Raw genomic sequence first — 17,185 nt, forward strand, 5'->3', positions numbered from 1 at the left:
GCGTCCAGCCCGGGCGGTGATACTGGGGGTTCGTGACCCCCACCGGGAAGGACCCCCGATGAGCACCGAGCACAGCCACGGCCCCGACTCCACGACCGCCACCTGCCGCTGCTGGAGCCGTCGCGACAGCCTGCGGGCCGTCGGTGTCGCCGGTGCGGGCGTGGCCGGGGTCGGGACGCTCGCCGCGTGCGGGTCCTCCGCGGAGGAGGCGGCGGACGCCGCCGGGGACGCCGCGAGCTCGGCGGCCGGGGCGGCGGGCGACGCCATCGCCGCCGCCGACGTGCCGGTCGGCGGCGGTCTCGTCGTCGAGGACATGGAGACGGTCGTCACCCAGCCCACCGAGGGCGAGTACAAGGCGTTCTCGTCCGTCTGCACGCACTCCGGCTGCACCGTCGGCGGTGTCGCCGACAACGTCATCTCCTGCCCGTGCCACGGCAGCGAGTTCGACGCCTCGACCGGCGAGGTCCTCCAGGGTCCCGCGACCGACCCGCTGCCGGAGAAGTCCGTCACCCTCGACGGCGACGGCCTCACCATCACCTGACGCCCCCACATTTCGGGGTCACCCCGAAATGTCCGGTGACGCAAGACAACCGTTGCCTTGTCTCGCCGGAGGTTCCCTTGCTTCACCCGACACCGCAGTGCAGACGGCGCAGTCCACAGGGTGCTCGACCGTCGCGTCCTCGTCCCCAGACCCGTGGATCACCCTGGTGCCGCCGAGGGGGCACAGTCACGGTGACGACATGGACGACACATGGGGCTGGGCCATCGGGGGAGTCTTCACGACGCGGATGGCGCTCGGGCACGGGATCGACCGGGACGTCCTCACCGCAGGGTGCCGGCGAGGCGTCATCAGGTCGCTGGGGCGTGGCCTCTACGGGGTCGGTCCTGCGGCGGCGAGCCCCGAGGCCCGCCATGCCGAGTTGTGCCGCGCGCTGCTCCTGGAGTACCCGGACGCGGTGCTGGCGGGTCGATCGGCTCTCCTCGCGTCCGGACTCCCGGTCTGGGGGATGCCCCTGTCGACGGCCCTGCTCCGTCGGCCGGTGGATCGACAGGTGACCCGCAGCGGCGCCCGGATCCGCGCCTTGGATCCGGGTGCCACGGTCATCGACACGCAGACCGGACCGGCGACCTCGCCCGTGCACGCGATCGTGCAGGCTGCCCTCGACCATGGTGCCGCCGTCGGAGTGGTGACGGCCGACGCCGCACTGGGCCGCGGAGTCGTCGCCCACGACGCCCTCGTCGCGGAGACCAGCAGGCGGGCCGGGCACCGACGGGTCCAGCAGGCCGTGGCCATGACGTCCCTCTGCGACGATCGATCCGAGAGCGTCGGCGAGAGCAGGCTGCGGCTCGTCCTCGTGGCCGCCGGACTGGCGGTGACCCCGCAGGTGCAGGTGCGTGATGCCGGAGGAGCTCTCGTGGGGCGGGTCGACCTGGCCGTCGACGGGACGAACGTCCTCGTCGAGTTCGACGGGCTGGTGAAGTACCGCGACGGCGGACCCGAGGCACTCGTGCGCGAGAAGCGGCGTGAGGACCGGCTCCGCGAGCTGGGGTACGTCGTCGTGAGGATCACGTGGCAGGACCTCCGCCACCCGGACCGTGTCGTCGCTGCCGTCCGGCGGGCCGTCGCGATCTCGCGTCGCCACGCAGCGTGAACCCCGCTCCCGACGCAAGGGAACATCCCCCGAGACATGACAACCGATCTCTTGCTTCACCGGACATTTCGGGGTCACCCCGAAATGTGGAGGCGGGAGGGAGGGGTGGGGCGGGCCGGGTGTCGGCAGGGCGGATTAGGGTCGGGGGCGTGGCCGACCCGTCGACGTACCGTCCCCGACCGGGGGAGATCCCGACCGACCCGGGCGTCTACCGGTTCCGGGACGCCGAGGGTCGGGTCATCTACGTCGGCAAGGCCAAGAGCCTGCGGTCCCGCCTGTCGTCGTACTTCCAGGACGTCGCGAACCTGCACCACCGCACCGCGACGATGGTCCGCACCGGCGCGAGCGTCGAGTGGACGGTCGTCTCGACCGAGGTCGAGGCCCTGCAGCTCGAGTACGCGTGGATCAAGGAGTTCGACCCGCGGTTCAACGTCAAGTACCGGGACGACAAGTCCTACCCCTACCTCGCCGTGACGATGGGGGAGGAGTTCCCCCGGGCGATGGTGATGCGCGGCGCCAAGCGCAAGGGCACCCGGTACTTCGGCCCCTACGCCCACGCCTGGGCGATCCGCGAGACCCTCGACCTCGCGATGCGCGTGTTCCCGATGCGCACCTGCTCGGCCGGTGTCTTCAAGCGGGCGCACCAGGTCGGCCGCCCCTGCCTCCTCGGGTACATCGACAAGTGCAGCGCCCCGTGCGTGGGGAAGGTCGACGCCCAGCACCACCGCGACATCGCCGAGGACTTCTGCGACTTCATGGCCGGCAACTCCGGCAGGTTCCTCTCCCGGATGACCCGCGAGATGAAGCAGGCCTCGGCCGAGCTCGAGTTCGAGCGGGCCGCCCGTATCCGCGACGACATCGGCGCCCTCGAGCGGGTCCTCGAGAAGTCGGCCGTCGTCCTGCCGGACGCCACCGACGCCGACGTCTTCGGCCTCTCCGAGGACGAGCTCGAGGTCGCCGTCCAGCTCTTCCACGTCCGCGGCGGGCGCGTCCGCGGCCAGCGCGGCTGGGTCGCCGAACGCGACGCCGAGTCGACGCCCGAGGTCGTCGAGCACCTGCTCCAGCAGGTCTACGGCGACGAGTCCGGCGAGGCCGTTCCCCGCGAGGTGCTCGTCCCGGTGCTGCCCGAGGACGCCGACGCCGTCGGCCGCTGGCTCTCCGGGCTGCGCGGCAGCCGGGTCGACCTGCGCGTCCCGCAGCGCGGGGACAAGCGCACCCTCATGGAGACCGTCGGCCGCAACGCCACCCAGAGCCTCGCCCGGCACAAGGTGACCCGGGCCGGGGACCTCACGACCCGCAGCCAGGCCCTCCAGCAGCTGCAGGAGGCCCTCGACCTCGACGACGCCCCGCTGCGGATCGAGTGCTACGACATCTCGCACGTCCAGGGCACCCAGGTCGTCGGGTCGATGGTCGTCTTCGAGGACGGCCTGCCGCGCAAGTCCGAGTACCGTCGCTTCGTCGTCCGCGGCGACGAGACCGGCGCCACCGACGACACCGCCGCGATGCACGAGGTCCTCACCCGCCGCTTCGTCCGCGGGCGCAAGGAGGTCGAGGAGGCCGAGACCGCCGCGGCCGAGGGCCGTGACCGCCCGGCCCGCTTCGCCTACACCCCGAACCTCGTCGTCGTCGACGGCGGGCTGCCGCAGGTCAACGCGGCCGCCCGGGCCCTCGAGGACGTCGGGGTCGTCGACGTCATGGTCGTCGGCCTCGCCAAGCGCCTCGAGGAGGTCTGGGTCCCCGGCGAGGACCACCCGGTGATCCTCCCGCGCTCCAGCGAGGGGCTCTACCTGCTCCAGCGGCTGCGGGACGAGGCGCACCGCTTCGCCATCGCCTTCCACCGGCAGCGCCGGTCCAAGGCGATGACGTCGAGCGCCCTCGACGCCGTCCCGGGGCTGGGCGAGAAGCGGCGCAAGGCGCTGCTCGCCCGGTTCGGCTCGGTGAAGCGGATCCGGGCCGCGACCGTCGAGGAGCTCGCCGACGTCCCGGGCATCGGGCCTGCGCTCGCGGGGGTCGTTGCGGCAGAGTTGGGGACGACGCAGGACGAGACGCCGGCGGTCGACCCCACGACCGGCGAGGTCATCGACGACGGAGGCTCCCAGACGTGACCCAGGACATCCCGGCACCGCAGACCCAGGAGGCCGACTTCCTCGTCGTGACGGGGATGAGCGGCGCCGGCCGCTCCACCGCGGCCAACGTGCTGGAGGACCAGGGCTGGTACGTCGTCGACAACCTGCCCCCCGAGCTCATCCCCTCGCTCGCCGACCTCGCGGCCCGGCAGCGCGACGAGCGAGGCACCGAGGTGCGCATCGCCGCCGTCGTCGACGTCAGGGCCCGGCTGTTCACCGGTGAGCTGCGGGACGGGCTGCGGATGCTCCGCGAGATGGGGTGGCGCCCGCAGCTGATGTTCCTCGACGCGACCGACGAGGCGCTCGTGCGCCGCTTCGAGTCCGTCCGGCGCCCGCACCCGCTCCAGGGCGACGGCCGGCTCCTCGACGGCATCCAGGCCGAGCGCCGCACCCTCGGCGACCTGCGTGCGGAGGCCACCGTCGTCATCGACACCTCCGGGCTCAACGTCCACCAGCTCGGCCGCAAGCTCACCCCGATCGTCGGGACGAGCAGCGGACCGAGCCTGCGGCTGGCCGTGATGTCCTTCGGCTTCAAGTACGGGGTCCCCCTCGACGCCGACTTCGTCTTCGACATGCGTTTCCTCCCCAACCCGTTCTGGGTCCCCGAGCTCCGCTCGCTCACCGGGGTCGACGCCCCCGTCGCCGACTACGTGATGTCCCAGGAGGGCGCCGGCAGCTTCGTCGACCGGGTCGTCGGGGTCATGGAGCCGGTGACCGGCGGCTACCGCCGCGAGGGACGCCGGTACGCGACCCTCGCCGTCGGCTGCACCGGCGGCAAGCACCGGTCCGTCGCGGTCGCCGAGGCTCTCTCCCGGCGGCTGCGGGGCGACGACGTCGAGACCTTCGTGGTCCACCGCGACCTGGGGCGCGAGTGAGCGGCCCCGCCGTCACCGCCCTCGGCGGTGGCCACGGGCTCGCGGCCACCCTCACGGCGCTGCGCTTCGTCACCGACGACATCACGGCGGTCGTCACGGTCGCCGACGACGGGGGGTCCAGCGGGCGGCTGCGCGACGAGTTCGGCGTGCTCCCGCCCGGCGACCTGCGGATGGCCCTCGCGGCGCTGTGCGACGACAGCGAGTGGGGCCACACCTGGCGCGACGTCCTGCAGCACCGCTTCGCGGGGGACGGCCCGCTCGGCGGGCACGCCCTCGGCAACCTGCTCATCATGGCCCTCTGGGAGCTGCACGACGACCCGGTCGCGGGTCTCGACCTCGTCGGCCGGCTGCTCCAGGCGCAGGGACGGGTCCTGCCCGCGGCGGCGGTCCCGCTCGTCATCGAGGCCGACGTCAGCGGGCTCGACCCGCAGGACCCCGCCGCCCGCCGCTGCGTCGAGGGGCAGGCCCAGGTCGCGCGCACCCCGGGGACCGTCGAGGAGGTGCGTCTCGTCCCGAGCGACCCGCCGGCCTACCCCGAGTCCGTCGCCTCGATCCGCTCCGCCGACTGGGTCGTCCTCGGTCCCGGGTCGTGGTTCACCTCGGTCCTGACCCACCTGCTCGTCCCCGAGCTGCGCGAGGCCCTCGAGGTCACCCGCGCGCGACGGCTCGTCGTGCTCAACCTCGACCCGGGGTCGGGGGAGACGGCGGGGTACACGGCCGACCGCCACCTCGAGGTCCTGGCCGCCATGGCGCCGGGGCTGCGGCTCGACGCGGTCCTCGCCGACCCCGGGGTCGTCGACGACGAGGTGGCCCTGACCGACCGGGCGTCGGCGCTCGGCGCGGACCTCCACGTCCTGCCCGTCGCGCAGCGCCGCAGTGCCGGCGAGCACGACCCCCTGAGGTACGCCGCGGCCCTCCGGGACATCCTGTACAGCCCGCGGCCGGTCCGCTGACGGCGTGGCAGGATGACCGCATGGCGATGACGGCGAAGGTGAAGGACGAGCTCAGCCGACACGCCGTGACCAAGCCCTGCTGCCGCAAGGCCGAGGTCGCGGCGATGCTGCGCTTCGCCGGCGGCCTCCACATCATCGGCGGCCAGATCGTCGTCGAGGCCGAGCTCGACACCGCGTCGGCCGCCCGACGGCTCCGTCGCGAGCTGTCGGAGGTCTACGGCCACTCCCCGGAGGTGCTCGTCCTCGCCGCGGGTGGGCTGCGCAAGGGCAGCCGCTACGTCGTGCGCGTCGTCGGTGACGGCGAGGCGCTCGCCCGGCAGACGGGGCTCATCGACAGCCGAGGCCGCCCGGTCCGGGGCCTGCCACCGAAGGTCGTCAGCGGCTCGGTCTGCGACGCCGAGGCCGCCTGGCGCGGGGCGTTCCTCGCCCACGGCTCGCTCACCGAGCCGGGGCGCTCCTCGGCCCTGGAGGTGACGTGCCCGGGTCCCGAGGCAGCGCTGGCCCTCGTCGGCGCAGCCCGACGGCTCGGCATCCAGTCCAAGGCGCGCGAGGTCCGCGGCATCGACCGGGTCGTCATCCGCGACGGCGACGCGATCGGGGCGATGCTCACCCGCCTCGGCGCCCACGACGCCGTCCTCGCGTGGGAGGAGCGCCGCATCCGCCGCGAGGTACGTGCCACCGCGAACCGGCTCGCGAACTTCGACGACGCGAACCTGCGTCGTTCGGCGCGGGCCGCCGTCGCCGCCGGCGCCCGGGTCGAGCGTGCGCTCGAGATCCTCGGCGAGGAGATCCCCGACCACCTGCGCGAGGCCGGCCACCTGAGGCTGGAGCACAAGCAGGCCTCCCTCGAGGAGCTGGGCCAGCTCGCCGACCCCCCGATGACCAAGGACGCGGTGGCCGGCCGGATCCGCCGGCTCCTCGCGATGGCCGACAAGAAGGCCCAGGACGAGGGCGTCCCGGACACCGAGGCCGTCCTCACCCCCGACATGCTCGAGGGCTGACCCAGACTCCTCCGCCCCGCCCGCCGACGACGCCGGGTCACCCGCCTGACCGAACTCCGGACGCCTCGTCCGACCCTCGGGACGGGGTCTAGGGTGTGAGGTGGACCACGTCGCCGCGCCGGACGCGCGGCGACCACCGACCATGGAAGGTTTCGCACAGTGACCGTTCGCGTAGGGATCAACGGCTTCGGCCGGATCGGCCGCAACTTCTTCCGCGCCGTCGCGGCGTCCGGGGCCGACATCGAGATCGTCGGGGTCAACGACCTCACGGACAACGCCACGCTCGCCCACCTGCTCAAGTACGACTCGATCCTCGGCCGCTTCCCGGGCGAGGTCACCTCGACCGACACCGACATCTCGGTCGACGGCACGAGCTTCAAGGCGTTCGCCGAGCGCGACCCGGGCAACCTGCCCTGGGGCGACCTCGGGGCCGACGTCGTCGTCGAGTCGACCGGCATCTTCACCGACGCGACGAAGGCCAAGGTGCACGTCGACGGCGGGGCGAAGAAGGTCATCATCTCGGCGCCGGCGTCGAACGAGGACATCACCGTCGTCATGGGCGTCAACGACGGCGACTACGACCCGGCCAAGCACACCGTCATCTCCAACGCGTCGTGCACGACGAACTGCCTCGGCCCGATGGCCAAGGCGCTCAACGACTCGGTCGGCATCGTCAAGGGCCTCATGACGACGATCCACGCCTACACCGCCGACCAGAACCTCCAGGACGGCCCGCACAAGGACCTGCGTCGCTCGCGCGCCGCGGCCCTCAACATCGTGCCGACCTCGACCGGCGCGGCGAAGGCCATCGGCCTCGTCATGCCCGAGCTCAAGGGCAAGCTCGACGGCTACGCCCTGCGCGTGCCGACCCCGACCGGCTCGGCGACCGACCTCTCCTTCGAGGCCTCGCGCGAGACGAGCGTCGAGGAGGTCAACGCCGCCGTCAAGGCGGCCGCCGCCCAGCTGCCCGGCATCCTCAAGTACACCGAGGACGCCATCGTCTCCTCCGACATCGTCACCGACCCGCACTCCTGCATCTTCGACGCCGGCCTCACGAAGGTCATCGGCAACCAGGTGAAGGTCGTCGGCTGGTACGACAACGAGTGGGGCTACTCCAACCGCCTCGTGGACCTCACCACGAAGGTCGGCCAGAGCCTCTGAGCGCCGGGGACCGACAGCAGATGACCGACTTCGCCTCGCTGGGCGACGTGCGCGGCAAGCGCGTCCTCGTCCGGTCAGACCTCAACGTGCCGCTCGACGGCACGACGATCACCGACGACGGTCGCGTCCGTGCGTCGGTCCCGACCATCTCGGCGCTGGCCGAGGCGGGCGCACGCGTCGTCGTGTGCGCCCACCTCGGCCGGCCCAAGGGCGAGCCGGAGGAGAAGTACTCCCTCCGGCCCGTCGTCGGGCGGCTCTCCGAGCTGCTCGGCCGGCCGGTGACCTTCGCCGAGGACACCGTCGGCCCGTCCGCGCAGGCGGCGGTCGACGGGATGTCCGACGGGGACGTGGTCCTCCTCGAGAACCTCCGGTTCAACGCGGGCGAGACCGCGAAGGCCGACGAGGACCGGGCCGCGTTCGCGGACGCCCTCGCCGGGCTCGCGGACGCCTACGTGTCCGACGGCTTCGGCGTCGTGCACCGCAAGCAGGCGTCGGTCTACGACGTCGCGACCCGCCTGCCGTCCGCGATGGGCGGCCTCGTCCGGGACGAGGTCGAGGTGCTCCGCCGGCTCACCGAGAGCCCCGAGCGGCCGTACGCCGTCGTCCTCGGCGGCGCGAAGGTCGCCGACAAGCTCGCCGTCATCGACAACCTCATGGGCACCGCCGACCGGCTGCTCGTCGGCGGCGGGATGGTGTTCACCTTCCTCGCCGCCCAGGGTCACGAGATCGGCACGAGCCTCTTCGACGCCGACAGCGTGGAGGCGTGCAAGGGCTACCTCGAGCGCGCCGAGCGCGAGGGTGTCGAGATCGTCCTCCCGGTCGACGTCGTCGTCGGCAAGGAGTTCTCCGCCGACACCGAGACCGACACCGTCGCCGCCGACGCCATGCCGGCCGACGCGATGGGTCTCGACATCGGCCCGGAGTCCGCGCGGCTCTACGCCGACCGGCTCGCCGACGCCCGGACGGTCTTCTGGAACGGGCCGATGGGTGCCTTCGAGATGGCGCCGTTCGCCGCCGGCACGCAGGGGGTCGCCCAGGCGCTCGTCGACGCGACCGCCGGTGGTGCGCTCACCGTCGTCGGTGGCGGTGACTCCGCCGCGGCGGTGCGACAGCTCGGTTTCGACGACGGGCAGTTCGGCCACATCTCGACCGGTGGTGGCGCCTCCCTCGAGTACCTCGAGGGCAAGGAGCTGCCCGGCATCGCGATCCTCACGAAGGAGCACTGACATGGCCTCCGGCCGCACCCCGCTCATGGCGGGGAACTGGAAGATGAACCTGGACCACCTCCAGGCGACCCACCTCGTGCAGAAGCTCGACTGGACCCTGCGGGACGGCAAGCACGACTTCGGCGCCGTCGAGGTGGCCGTCCTGCCGCCGTTCACCGACATCCGCAGCGTGCAGACGCTCATCGACGGTGACCGCCTCGAGCTCAAGCACGGCGCGCAGGACATCTCGGTCCACGACACCGGGGCGTACACGGGCGAGATCAGCGGGGCCTTCCTCGCCAAGCTCGGGTGCGCCTACGTCGTCGTCGGGCACAGCGAGCGGCGCGAGTACCACGCCGAGGGCGACGACGTCGTCGCGGCGAAGGTGCAGGCGGCCTACCGGCACGGGATCACGCCGATCTTCTGCGTCGGGGAGGGCCTGGAGGTCCGGCAGGCCGGCACCCACGTCGAGCACGTGGTCGCCCAGGTCCGGGCCGGGCTCGAGGGTCTGCCCGTCGAGCAGGCCCGCAGCATCGTCGTCGCCTACGAGCCCGTCTGGGCCATCGGCACCGGTGAGGTCGCGACGCCCGAGGACGCGCAGGAGGTCTGCGCCGCCATCCGCACGACGCTCGCCGAGCTGTACTCCGGTGACGTCGCGGACGGCATCCGCGTCCTCTACGGCGGCTCGGTGAAGTCCGGCAACGTCGCGGCGATCATGGCCCAGGACGACGTCGACGGCGCGCTCGTCGGCGGCGCGTCCATCGACCCCGCGGAGTTCTCGGCGATCTGCCGGTTCCGCGACCATCTCTCCGCCGGCTGACCGCGGCGCACGGGCCGCCGCGCCGCGGCCCGTGCGCAGCGCCCGCTCCGGGCAGTGGTTATCCTTGTCCGGTTGTCCCGACCCCCACCCGAAGGATTCCTCCGTGGACGCGGTACGAATCGGCCTCCAGGCCCTGCTGGTCCTGGGCGGTCTCTTCCTGACCCTCGCCATCCTCCTGCACAAGGGCAAGGGCGGCGGGATGTCCGACATGTTCGGTGGCGGCATGACGAGCTCCCTCGGTGGCTCGTCCATCGCCGAGCGCAACCTCGACCGGATCACGGTCGCCGTCGCGCTCATCTGGTTCACGTGCGTCGTGGGCCTCGGGGTCATCGAGCGCTTCGCCTGAGAGGGAGTGGGTCATGGCAGGTGGTAACGCGATCCGCGGCTCGCGCGTCGGCGCGGGCCCGATGGGGGAGGCCGAGCGCGGCGACGCCGCCCCTCGGCGCGTCGTGTCGTTCTGGTGCGCCAACGGGCACGAGACGCGACCCAGCTTCGCCGAGGAGGCCGGGCTCGTCGTCCCGGAGCAGTGGGACTGCCCCCGGTGCGGGTTCCCCGCCGGTCAGGACAAGGACGAGCCGCCGGCTCCGCCGAAGGTCGAGCCGTACAAGACGCACCTGGCCTACGTGAAGGAGCGGCGCTCCGACGCGGACGGTGCCGCCATCCTCGACGAGGCGCTGAGCACCCTGCGGGACCGCGGCCTCATCCAGTGACGGGGTGACCGCGGCGTCACCGGCCCGCCGCGTGCGGTCACCCGAACCGTCCGGGTCACCGTCGCGCGCTCGTCAGCGCTGTGCGCTGCGCACGAGGTGACCGACGACGCTGTCCACCCAGTCCCGCTGTCGGGACATCCAGCGCACCGCGACGAGCGTGCGCACGACGACGGGGACGCCACGGCGCGGCGGCTCCACGGCGAGGTCGGTCCCGTAGGGGTCGGTGCTCACGACCCAGCGGTACCCGTGCCCGACGAGGTGGTCACCGATCGCCGTCGAGACGACCGTGACGATCTCGGCGGCGGCGTCGTGCGGGGCCGTGTCCAGCGCCCCCTCCCACGCCCGGTGGATGCTCGCGAGGTCCCCGGGGTCGATGTCGTGGGCCGGGTAGCGCAGCCGGTAGGCCTCGAGACGCGCCTCCTCGTCGGCGTCGAGCGGGCGGGTGCGCACCTCCTCGACGGGGTCGACGTCCGCGGTGTCCGGGCTCGCCGGCTCCTCGTCCTCGGCGCGGGAGCGCCAGCGGTCGAGCAGTCCCATGTCTCCTCCTCAGCCCAGGTCGGTGGCGGCGTCCCGGTCGAGCAGCCACACGGTCCGCTCCGTGCCGTGCACGTGGGCGGCCGGCGTCTCGGCGAAGGGCGAGCCGGTCGTGCCGCGACGGACGGCGTCGGCCTTGTCGGACCCCGCGACGAGGAACCACACCTCGCGGGAGCGCTCGAGGCACTCCACGGTGAGGGAGACCCGGTCCGGGGGCGGTTTGGGGGAGTCGTGCACCGCCACCGTCAGGGCGCCCGTCGTCGCGGCCGCCGTGTGGTGCGGGAAGAGGGACGCGACGTGCCCGTCGGGCCCGACGCCGAGGACCATGACGTCGAAGGCGCCGCCGCCCTCGGCCCGCAGGGTCCCGGCGTACGCCGCGGCCGCCTCCTCGGCGGAGGCCGTCGTGTCCGGCCCGGGGACCCGATGGACGTGCTCGGGCCGCAGCGGCAGACGCGCCAGGCCGGCCTCGTCGTTCTGGGTGTCGTTGCGGTCCTGGTCGCCCGCCGGCAGGTAGCGCTCGTCGCCCCACCACACGTGGACCCGGTCCCAGTCGAGCGCGTCGACGGCCGGCTGCGCGGCGAGGGAGCGGACGATCTCCGAGCCCATCGACCCTCCGGTCATCGACACGTGCGCCACCCCGCGGTCGGCGACGGCGTCGACGAGGGCGACGAGCAGCCGGGCCGCGGCGGCGTCGGCGAGGGCCTGCTTCGTCGGGTGGACGACGACGTCCGGAGCGGCGCTCACGAGCGCCGCTCCCGGATCTCCGACAGGCGGTCGGCGGCGGCCTGCTGCACGGACTCCGTGCTCGCCGCGTCCTCGGGCATGTCCATCTTCTCGACCATCGCACTGCTTCCCGCGGCCCGCGCCGACCGGCGCAGCCGCTGTGTCGTCCTCGCGGCCTCGGCGGGGGAGGGGGCCTCACCCGCCTTGATCGCCTCGGTCGCGGTCCGGCTCCGTCCGGAGACGGCACCGAGCCCGGTCGTCAGGGCGTCCTCGTAGACCTCGTCGGGGTCCAGCCGGCGGAGCTCGTCGGCGAGGCACTCGGCGTCGCCACGGTGCGGCAGGGCGAGCGTGCGGTCGGGCTGTCCGGGCTGGCTGAGCACCGAGCTGTCGCCGTCCTCGGGGCGGACGAGGTCGACGGTGCCGCTCGCCCGCTCGAGGCGGACCGAGATGATGCCGGTGCCGTTGCGGGACCGGGCCACCGACACGGGGCAGCGCAGCTGGGCCGCGAGCCACCCCGCGAGGAGGAACCCGGACGGTGAGTCCGGGGCGGCGACGACGGTGGCCTCGGTGAGCGGCTCGTACGGGGGCTGGTCGAGCGCCGCGGCGAGCAGCGCCCGCCAGTGCGTGACCCGCGACCAGGCGAGGTCGGTGTCGCCGGGCCGGTAGGCCGAGGCGAGGCGCTTGAGGACCGTGCGCGGCGCCGTGCTCGTGCGGGCCGAGTCGGTGATCCGCCGCTGGCCCATCGCCCCGACCGGGTCGGCGGCCGGGTCCCGCGGCGGGTCCTGCGGCCACCACACGACGATGGGCGAGTCGGCGAGCAGGAGGGGGGTGACGACGGCACGACCGTGCGTGGCGAGTGGACCGTAGAGGCGCAGCACGACGACCTCGGAGGCCCCGGCGTCACCCCCGACCCGGATCTGTCCGTCGAGCCGGGCCGTGCCGCGCTTGTTGCCGGTGACGACGACGATGATCCGGCAGGGGTGCTGCCGGCTCGCGTCGTTGGCCACGGCGATGGCCTCCTCCGCGGCGTCGTCGGCGACGACGACGACGAGGGTGAGCACGCGCGAGAGCGCCATCGCCCCGGTGTCCGCGCGCAGCTGCACGAGGCGTTTGGACACCGCGGCGGTCGAGGTGTTGGGCAGGTCCACGATCACGGCAGCCTCCACTGGCGTCCGTCGCGGCGCATGAGGTCGTCCGCCGAGGCGGGGCCCCACGTGCCGGCGCTGTACTGGTCGGGCGGGTCGCCCTCGGTGGCCCAGAAGCGCTCGATCGGGTCGAGGATCCGCCAGGACTGCTCGACCTCCTCGTGCCGCGGGAACAGTGGCGGCTCGCCGAGCAGGACGTCGAGGATGAGCCGCTCGTAGGCCTCGGGCGAGGACTCGGTGAAGGAGCGGCCGTAGCCGAAGTCCATGCTCACGTCCCGGACCTCCATCTGCGCCCCGGGGACCTTCGCGCCGAAGCGGAGGGTGACGCCCTCGTCGGGCTGGACCCGGATGACGACGGCGTTCTGGCCGAGCTCCTCGGTCGCGGTGTCGGTGAAGGGCAGGTGCGGCGCCTTCTTGAAGACGACGGCGATCTCGGTGACGCGCTTGCCGAGACGCTTCCCGGTGCGCAGGTAGAACGGCACGCCCGCCCAGCGCCGGCTGTCGACGTCGAGCCGTACGGCGGCGTAGGTCTCGGTCCTCGAGCCGTCGCCGACCCCGTCCTCCTCCAGGTAGCCGAGGACCTTGTCGCCGCCCTGCCACCCCGCGGAGTACTGCCCGCGGGCGGTGCCCCGGGCGAGGTCCTGGGGGATGTGCACCGCCGAGAGGACCTTCTCCTTCTCCAGGCGCACGTTGTGGGCGTCGAAGGACACCGGCTCCTCCATCGCGGTGAGCGCGAGGAGCTGGAGGAGGTGGTTCTGGATGACGTCCCGGGCGGCCCCGATGCCGTCGTAGTACCCCGCACGCCCGCCGATGCCGATGTCCTCGGCCATCGTGATCTGCACGTGGTCGACGTACCGGTTGTTCCACACCGGCTCGAACATCGTGTTCGCGAACCGGACGGCGAGGAGGTTCTGGACGGTCTCCTTGCCGAGGTAGTGGTCGATGCGGAACACCGAGTCGGCGGGGAAGACCCCTTCGACGACGGCGTTGAGCTCGCGCGCGGACTCGAGGTCGTGGCCGAAGGGCTTCTCGATGACGACCCGGCGCCAGGCGCCCTGCTGCGGGCTGGACAGGCCGGACCGCTCGAGCTGCTGGCACACCGTGGAGAACGACCCCGGCGGGATCGAGAGGTAGAAGGCGTGGTTGCCCCCGGTGCCGCGCTGCTCGTCGAGCTCGGCGACGGTCTCGGCGAGCAGGTCGAAGGCGGCGTCGTCGTCGAAGCTGCCGGGGACGAACCGGACGCCGTCGGCGAGGTTGCGCCACACCTCCTCGCGGAACGGGGTGCGGGCGTGCTCCTTCACCGACTCGTAGACGATCTTGCCGAAGTCCTGGTCGGCCCAGTCGCGACGGGCGAAGCCGACGAGCGAGAAGCCCGGCGGCAGCAGCCCGCGGTTGGCGAGGTCGTAGATCGCCGGCATGAGCTTCTTGCGCGCGAGGTCGCCGGTGACGCCGAACATCACCATCGAGCACGGTCCGGCGATCCGCGGCAGCCGCTTGTCGCGCGGGTCGCGCAGCGGGTTGGCGTCCGCCGTGACGCGGGTCGGGCTCATGCGCCGCCCCGACCGAGGAGCTCGCGGACCTGCTCCAGCCCCGCGTCGTGGTCGGTGAGGTGGAGGCGCAGGACGGGCCGACCGTGGTCCGCGAGCACCGCGGCGTCCCCACCCGCCTGGGCGGCGATGAACTGCCCGAAGGTGAAGTCGCGGCCGGGCACGGCGAGGTCCTGCGCGGGCGCCGCCGTGACCTGCACGTAGACCCCCGTCGCGGGACCGCCCTTGTGGTACTGGCCGGTCGAGTGGAGGAAGCGCGGCCCCCAGCCGAAGGTCACCGGCCGACCGGTGCGGTCGGACAGGTCGCGGGCGACGTTCTCGAGGTCGGCGTCGGCCTCGCGGTCGAGGTAGGCCATGACGGCGACGTAGCCGCGGTCGCAGTCGAGCTGCGCGAGCAGGTCGTCGAGGGCGGTCGCGAGGGTGTGCGTGCCGGACAACCAGTCGCCACCGGCGACCCGGACCTCGACGGCGCCGTCGGTGAAGGCGGGGGCGTCGGAGTCGTCGATGCCGGCCTCGAGCAGGTCGCGGGCCGCGGCCTTCGCGCTCTCGACGTCGGGCTGGTCGAACGGGTTGATCGAGAGGAGCCGTCCGGCGACGGCGGTCGCTGCCTCCCAGAGGAGGAACTGGGCGCCGAGCGGGCCCGCGACCGTGACGGTCGAGGCCCCCGTGGCGGCGTCGTCGTCCGCGTCGGTGGCGACGAGCCGGGCCACGGTGACGTCGTCGGTCACGGCGGCGGGCTCACCGCCGACGGCGACGACGGGGAGCACCCCGGTGCCCTGCTTGCCGGTGGACTCGGCGATGAGCTGCTCGGCCCACGCCGGGAAGCCGACGTTCTCGGTGCCGGCGTCGACGAGCAGGAGCTTGTCGCGCAGCGGCTCGGTCCCGGCCATCGCGGCGCCGAGCCGCAGCGCCGGGTTGGCCTCGTCGTCATCGGCGAGGAGGTCGGCGACCGCCTCGGCGTCGTCGAGGAGGGCCTCGACGTCGGCCCCGGCGAGGCCGCTCGGGACGAGCCCGAAGGCCGTGAGGGCCGAGTACCGGCCGCCGACCTCGGGGTCGGCGTTGACGACGCGGTAGCCCTCGCCCCGGGCCTGCTCGTCGAGCGGGCTGCCCGGGTCGGTCACGACGACGAGGCGCTCGGTCGGGTCGAGCCCGGCGTCGCGGAAGGCCTGGACGAAGGCGCGCCGCTGGCTGTCGGTCTCGACGGTGGAGCCGGACTTGCTCGAGACGACGACGACCGTGCGGTCGAGGTCGTGCAGCGCGCCACGCACGACGTCGGGGTCGGAGGAGTCGAGGATGACGACGGGTCGCCCGGCCGTGCCGCAGATGACCTCCGGGGCCAGGGACGACCCGCCCATCCCGCAGAGGACGACCCGGTCGTAGCCGACGTCCTCCAGTGTCGCCCGCAGCGCTGCGATCTCCCCGACGAGCGGACGCGAGCTGCGCGGGAGCGAGGTCCACGACAGCCGCTTCGCCGCCTCGTCCTCGGCGTCCGGGCCCCACAGGGTGGGGTCCTGGGCGAAGAGGCGGCTCGCGACCCGGTCGGCGACGAGTCCGGGGACCCGGGCCGCGACGGCGTCCGCCGCGGCCCCGGTGGCGGAGACAGCGAGGGTGCTCACCGCTGCGCCTTCCCCAGCTCCTCGGACATCCGCTCGCCGAGCTCGGTCCAGGACGCCTCGAACTTCTCGACGCCCTCCTTCTCGAGACGGGCGACGACCTCGGCGTAGGAGATGCCGAGCCGCTCGAGGGTGTCGAGGACCTCCTCGGCCTCGGTGTACCGGCCGCGGACGGTGTCGCCCGTCACCTCGGCGTGGTCGGCGGTGGCCTCGAGCGTCTTCTCGGGCATCGTGTTCACGGTGTCCGGGGCGACGAGCTCGGTGACGTACAGGGTGTCCGGGTAGGCGTCGTCCTTGACCCCGGTGGAGGCCCACAGCGGACGCTGCCGGTGGGCGCCGGCGGCCTCGAGGGACTGCCAGCGCGGGGTCGCGAAGACCTCCTCGTAGGCCTGGTACGCGAGCCGGGCGTTGGCGATGCCGCTCCTGCCACGCACCGCCTTCGCCTCGTCGCTGCCGATCTCGTCGAGCCGGCCGTCGACGAGGCCGTCGACGCGGGAGACGAAGAACGACGCGACCGAGCGGATGCCGGAGAGGTCGACTCCCTTCTCCCGCGCCTGCTCCAGACCGGTGAGGAAGGCGTTCATCACCGCGCGGTAGCGGTCGAGGCTGAAGATGAGGGTGACGTTGACCGAGATGCCCTCGGCGAGCACCTGCGAGATGGCCGGCAGCCCCTCGAGCGTCGCCGGGATCTTGATGAAGAGGTTCGGGCGGTCGACCTCGGTCGCCAGCTTCTTCGCCTCCTCGACGGTCTTCGCGGTCTCGTGCGCCAGGCGCGGGTCGACCTCGATGGAGACCCGGCCGTCCTCGCCGCCGGTCGCGTCGTAGACGGGACGCAGGACGTCGCAGGCGTCGCGGACGTCGGTCGTCGTCACGGCGAAGACCGCCTCGTCGACCGACGCGCCGGACCCGGCGAGCTCGCGGACCTGCTCGTCGTAGGCGTCGCCCTCGGCGAGGGCGGCCTGGAAGATCGAGGGGTTCGTCGTGACGCCGACGACGCCGCGGGTGTCGATCAGCTCCTGGAGGTTGCCGGAGGAGATCCGCTCCCGGGAGAGGTCGTCGAGCCAGACGGACACGCCGTGGCCGGCGAGGTCCTTCAGGGGCTGCGGGGTGCTCATGCTCG

Annotated in this window: 17 protein-coding genes; 11 read left to right on the plus strand and 6 right to left on the minus strand. The window is 73.3% G+C overall.

Annotated features, from left to right (window positions below):
• Positions 1-58: 58 nt before the first annotated feature.
• From KC207_RS02720 to KC207_RS02770, 11 genes are all read left to right on the plus strand, one after another.
• Entirely contained in the window at positions 59-541 is a 483-nt protein-coding gene (locus tag KC207_RS02720; RefSeq protein WP_211601366.1) for a Rieske (2Fe-2S) protein, read from the plus strand.
• Between the two features lie 199 nt (positions 542-740).
• Positions 741-1,652 carry a hypothetical protein gene (locus KC207_RS02725; protein ID WP_211601367.1) on the plus strand — a complete coding sequence of 304 codons (912 nt, stop codon included), beginning with the start codon at positions 741-743 and terminating at the stop codon, positions 1,650-1,652.
• A 149-nt stretch (positions 1,653-1,801) separates the two neighbouring features.
• Positions 1,802-3,757, plus strand: coding sequence for an excinuclease ABC subunit UvrC (gene uvrC / locus KC207_RS02730; RefSeq protein WP_211601368.1), 1,956 nt, complete (start codon positions 1,802-1,804; stop codon positions 3,755-3,757).
• The gene (rapZ, locus tag KC207_RS02735) at positions 3,754-4,653 is read left to right on the plus strand and encodes an RNase adapter RapZ (protein ID WP_437179115.1); all 900 of its coding nucleotides are present in this window, start codon (positions 3,754-3,756) and stop codon (positions 4,651-4,653) included. Before uvrC ends, rapZ begins: the two co-directional genes overlap by 4 nt.
• Positions 4,650-5,606, plus strand: coding sequence for a gluconeogenesis factor YvcK family protein (locus tag KC207_RS02740; protein ID WP_211601369.1), 957 nt, complete (start codon positions 4,650-4,652; stop codon positions 5,604-5,606). The genes rapZ and KC207_RS02740 overlap by 4 nt, the downstream gene beginning before the upstream one ends.
• A gap of 20 nt (positions 5,607-5,626) precedes the next feature.
• Positions 5,627-6,607 (plus strand): DNA-binding protein WhiA, encoded by a 981-nt coding sequence (gene whiA / locus KC207_RS02745; protein WP_211601370.1) that lies wholly within the window; start codon positions 5,627-5,629, stop codon positions 6,605-6,607.
• Positions 6,608-6,766: 159 nt separating this feature from the next.
• A complete protein-coding gene (gene gap, locus KC207_RS02750; RefSeq protein WP_211601371.1) occupies positions 6,767-7,768 on the plus strand; it encodes a type I glyceraldehyde-3-phosphate dehydrogenase in 1,002 nt (333 codons plus the stop codon).
• A 20-nt stretch (positions 7,769-7,788) separates the two neighbouring features.
• Positions 7,789-8,994, plus strand: a complete 1,206-nt coding sequence (locus KC207_RS02755; protein WP_211601372.1) for a phosphoglycerate kinase — start codon at positions 7,789-7,791, stop codon at positions 8,992-8,994.
• A 1-nt stretch (position 8,995) separates the two neighbouring features.
• Positions 8,996-9,793, plus strand: a complete 798-nt coding sequence (gene tpiA, locus KC207_RS02760; protein WP_211601373.1) for a triose-phosphate isomerase — start codon at positions 8,996-8,998, stop codon at positions 9,791-9,793.
• Between the two features lie 103 nt (positions 9,794-9,896).
• Positions 9,897-10,139: a preprotein translocase subunit SecG gene (gene secG / locus KC207_RS02765; protein WP_211601374.1), complete on the plus strand. Its 243-nt coding sequence runs from the start codon at positions 9,897-9,899 to the stop codon at positions 10,137-10,139.
• A 13-nt stretch (positions 10,140-10,152) separates the two neighbouring features.
• On the plus strand, positions 10,153-10,503 hold the full coding sequence (locus KC207_RS02770; protein ID WP_211601375.1) for an RNA polymerase-binding protein RbpA: 351 nt from the start codon (positions 10,153-10,155) through the stop codon (positions 10,501-10,503).
• 72 nt (positions 10,504-10,575) lie between these two features.
• Here the strand turns inward: KC207_RS02770 and KC207_RS02775 are convergent, their stop codons facing one another.
• The 6 genes from KC207_RS02775 to tal are packed head-to-tail and all read right to left on the minus strand — an operon-like array spanning position 10,576 to position 17,180.
• Positions 10,576-11,040 (minus strand): glucose-6-phosphate dehydrogenase, encoded by a 465-nt coding sequence (locus KC207_RS02775; RefSeq protein WP_211601376.1) that lies wholly within the window; start codon positions 11,038-11,040, stop codon positions 10,576-10,578.
• 9 nt (positions 11,041-11,049) lie between these two features.
• Positions 11,050-11,781 carry a 6-phosphogluconolactonase gene (gene pgl / locus KC207_RS02780; RefSeq protein ID WP_211601377.1) on the minus strand — a complete coding sequence of 244 codons (732 nt, stop codon included), beginning with the start codon at positions 11,779-11,781 and terminating at the stop codon, positions 11,050-11,052.
• A complete protein-coding gene (locus KC207_RS02785; RefSeq protein WP_249138512.1) occupies positions 11,778-12,908 on the minus strand; it encodes a glucose-6-phosphate dehydrogenase assembly protein OpcA in 1,131 nt (376 codons plus the stop codon). The genes pgl and KC207_RS02785 overlap by 4 nt, the downstream gene beginning before the upstream one ends.
• A gap of 2 nt (positions 12,909-12,910) precedes the next feature.
• Positions 12,911-14,455: a glucose-6-phosphate dehydrogenase gene (gene zwf / locus KC207_RS02790; RefSeq protein WP_211601379.1), complete on the minus strand. Its 1,545-nt coding sequence runs from the start codon at positions 14,453-14,455 to the stop codon at positions 12,911-12,913.
• Entirely contained in the window at positions 14,452-16,068 is a 1,617-nt protein-coding gene (locus KC207_RS02795) for a glucose-6-phosphate isomerase (RefSeq protein WP_211601380.1), read from the minus strand. The genes zwf and KC207_RS02795 overlap by 4 nt, the downstream gene beginning before the upstream one ends.
• Entirely contained in the window at positions 16,065-17,180 is a 1,116-nt protein-coding gene (gene tal / locus KC207_RS02800) for a transaldolase (RefSeq protein WP_211601381.1), read from the minus strand. The genes KC207_RS02795 and tal overlap by 4 nt, the downstream gene beginning before the upstream one ends.
• Between the last annotated feature and the right edge of the window lie 5 nt (positions 17,181-17,185).

The sequence above is a fragment of the Phycicoccus avicenniae genome, assembly GCF_018139485.1.
GTDB lineage: Bacteria > Actinomycetota > Actinomycetes > Actinomycetales > Dermatophilaceae > Phycicoccus > Phycicoccus avicenniae.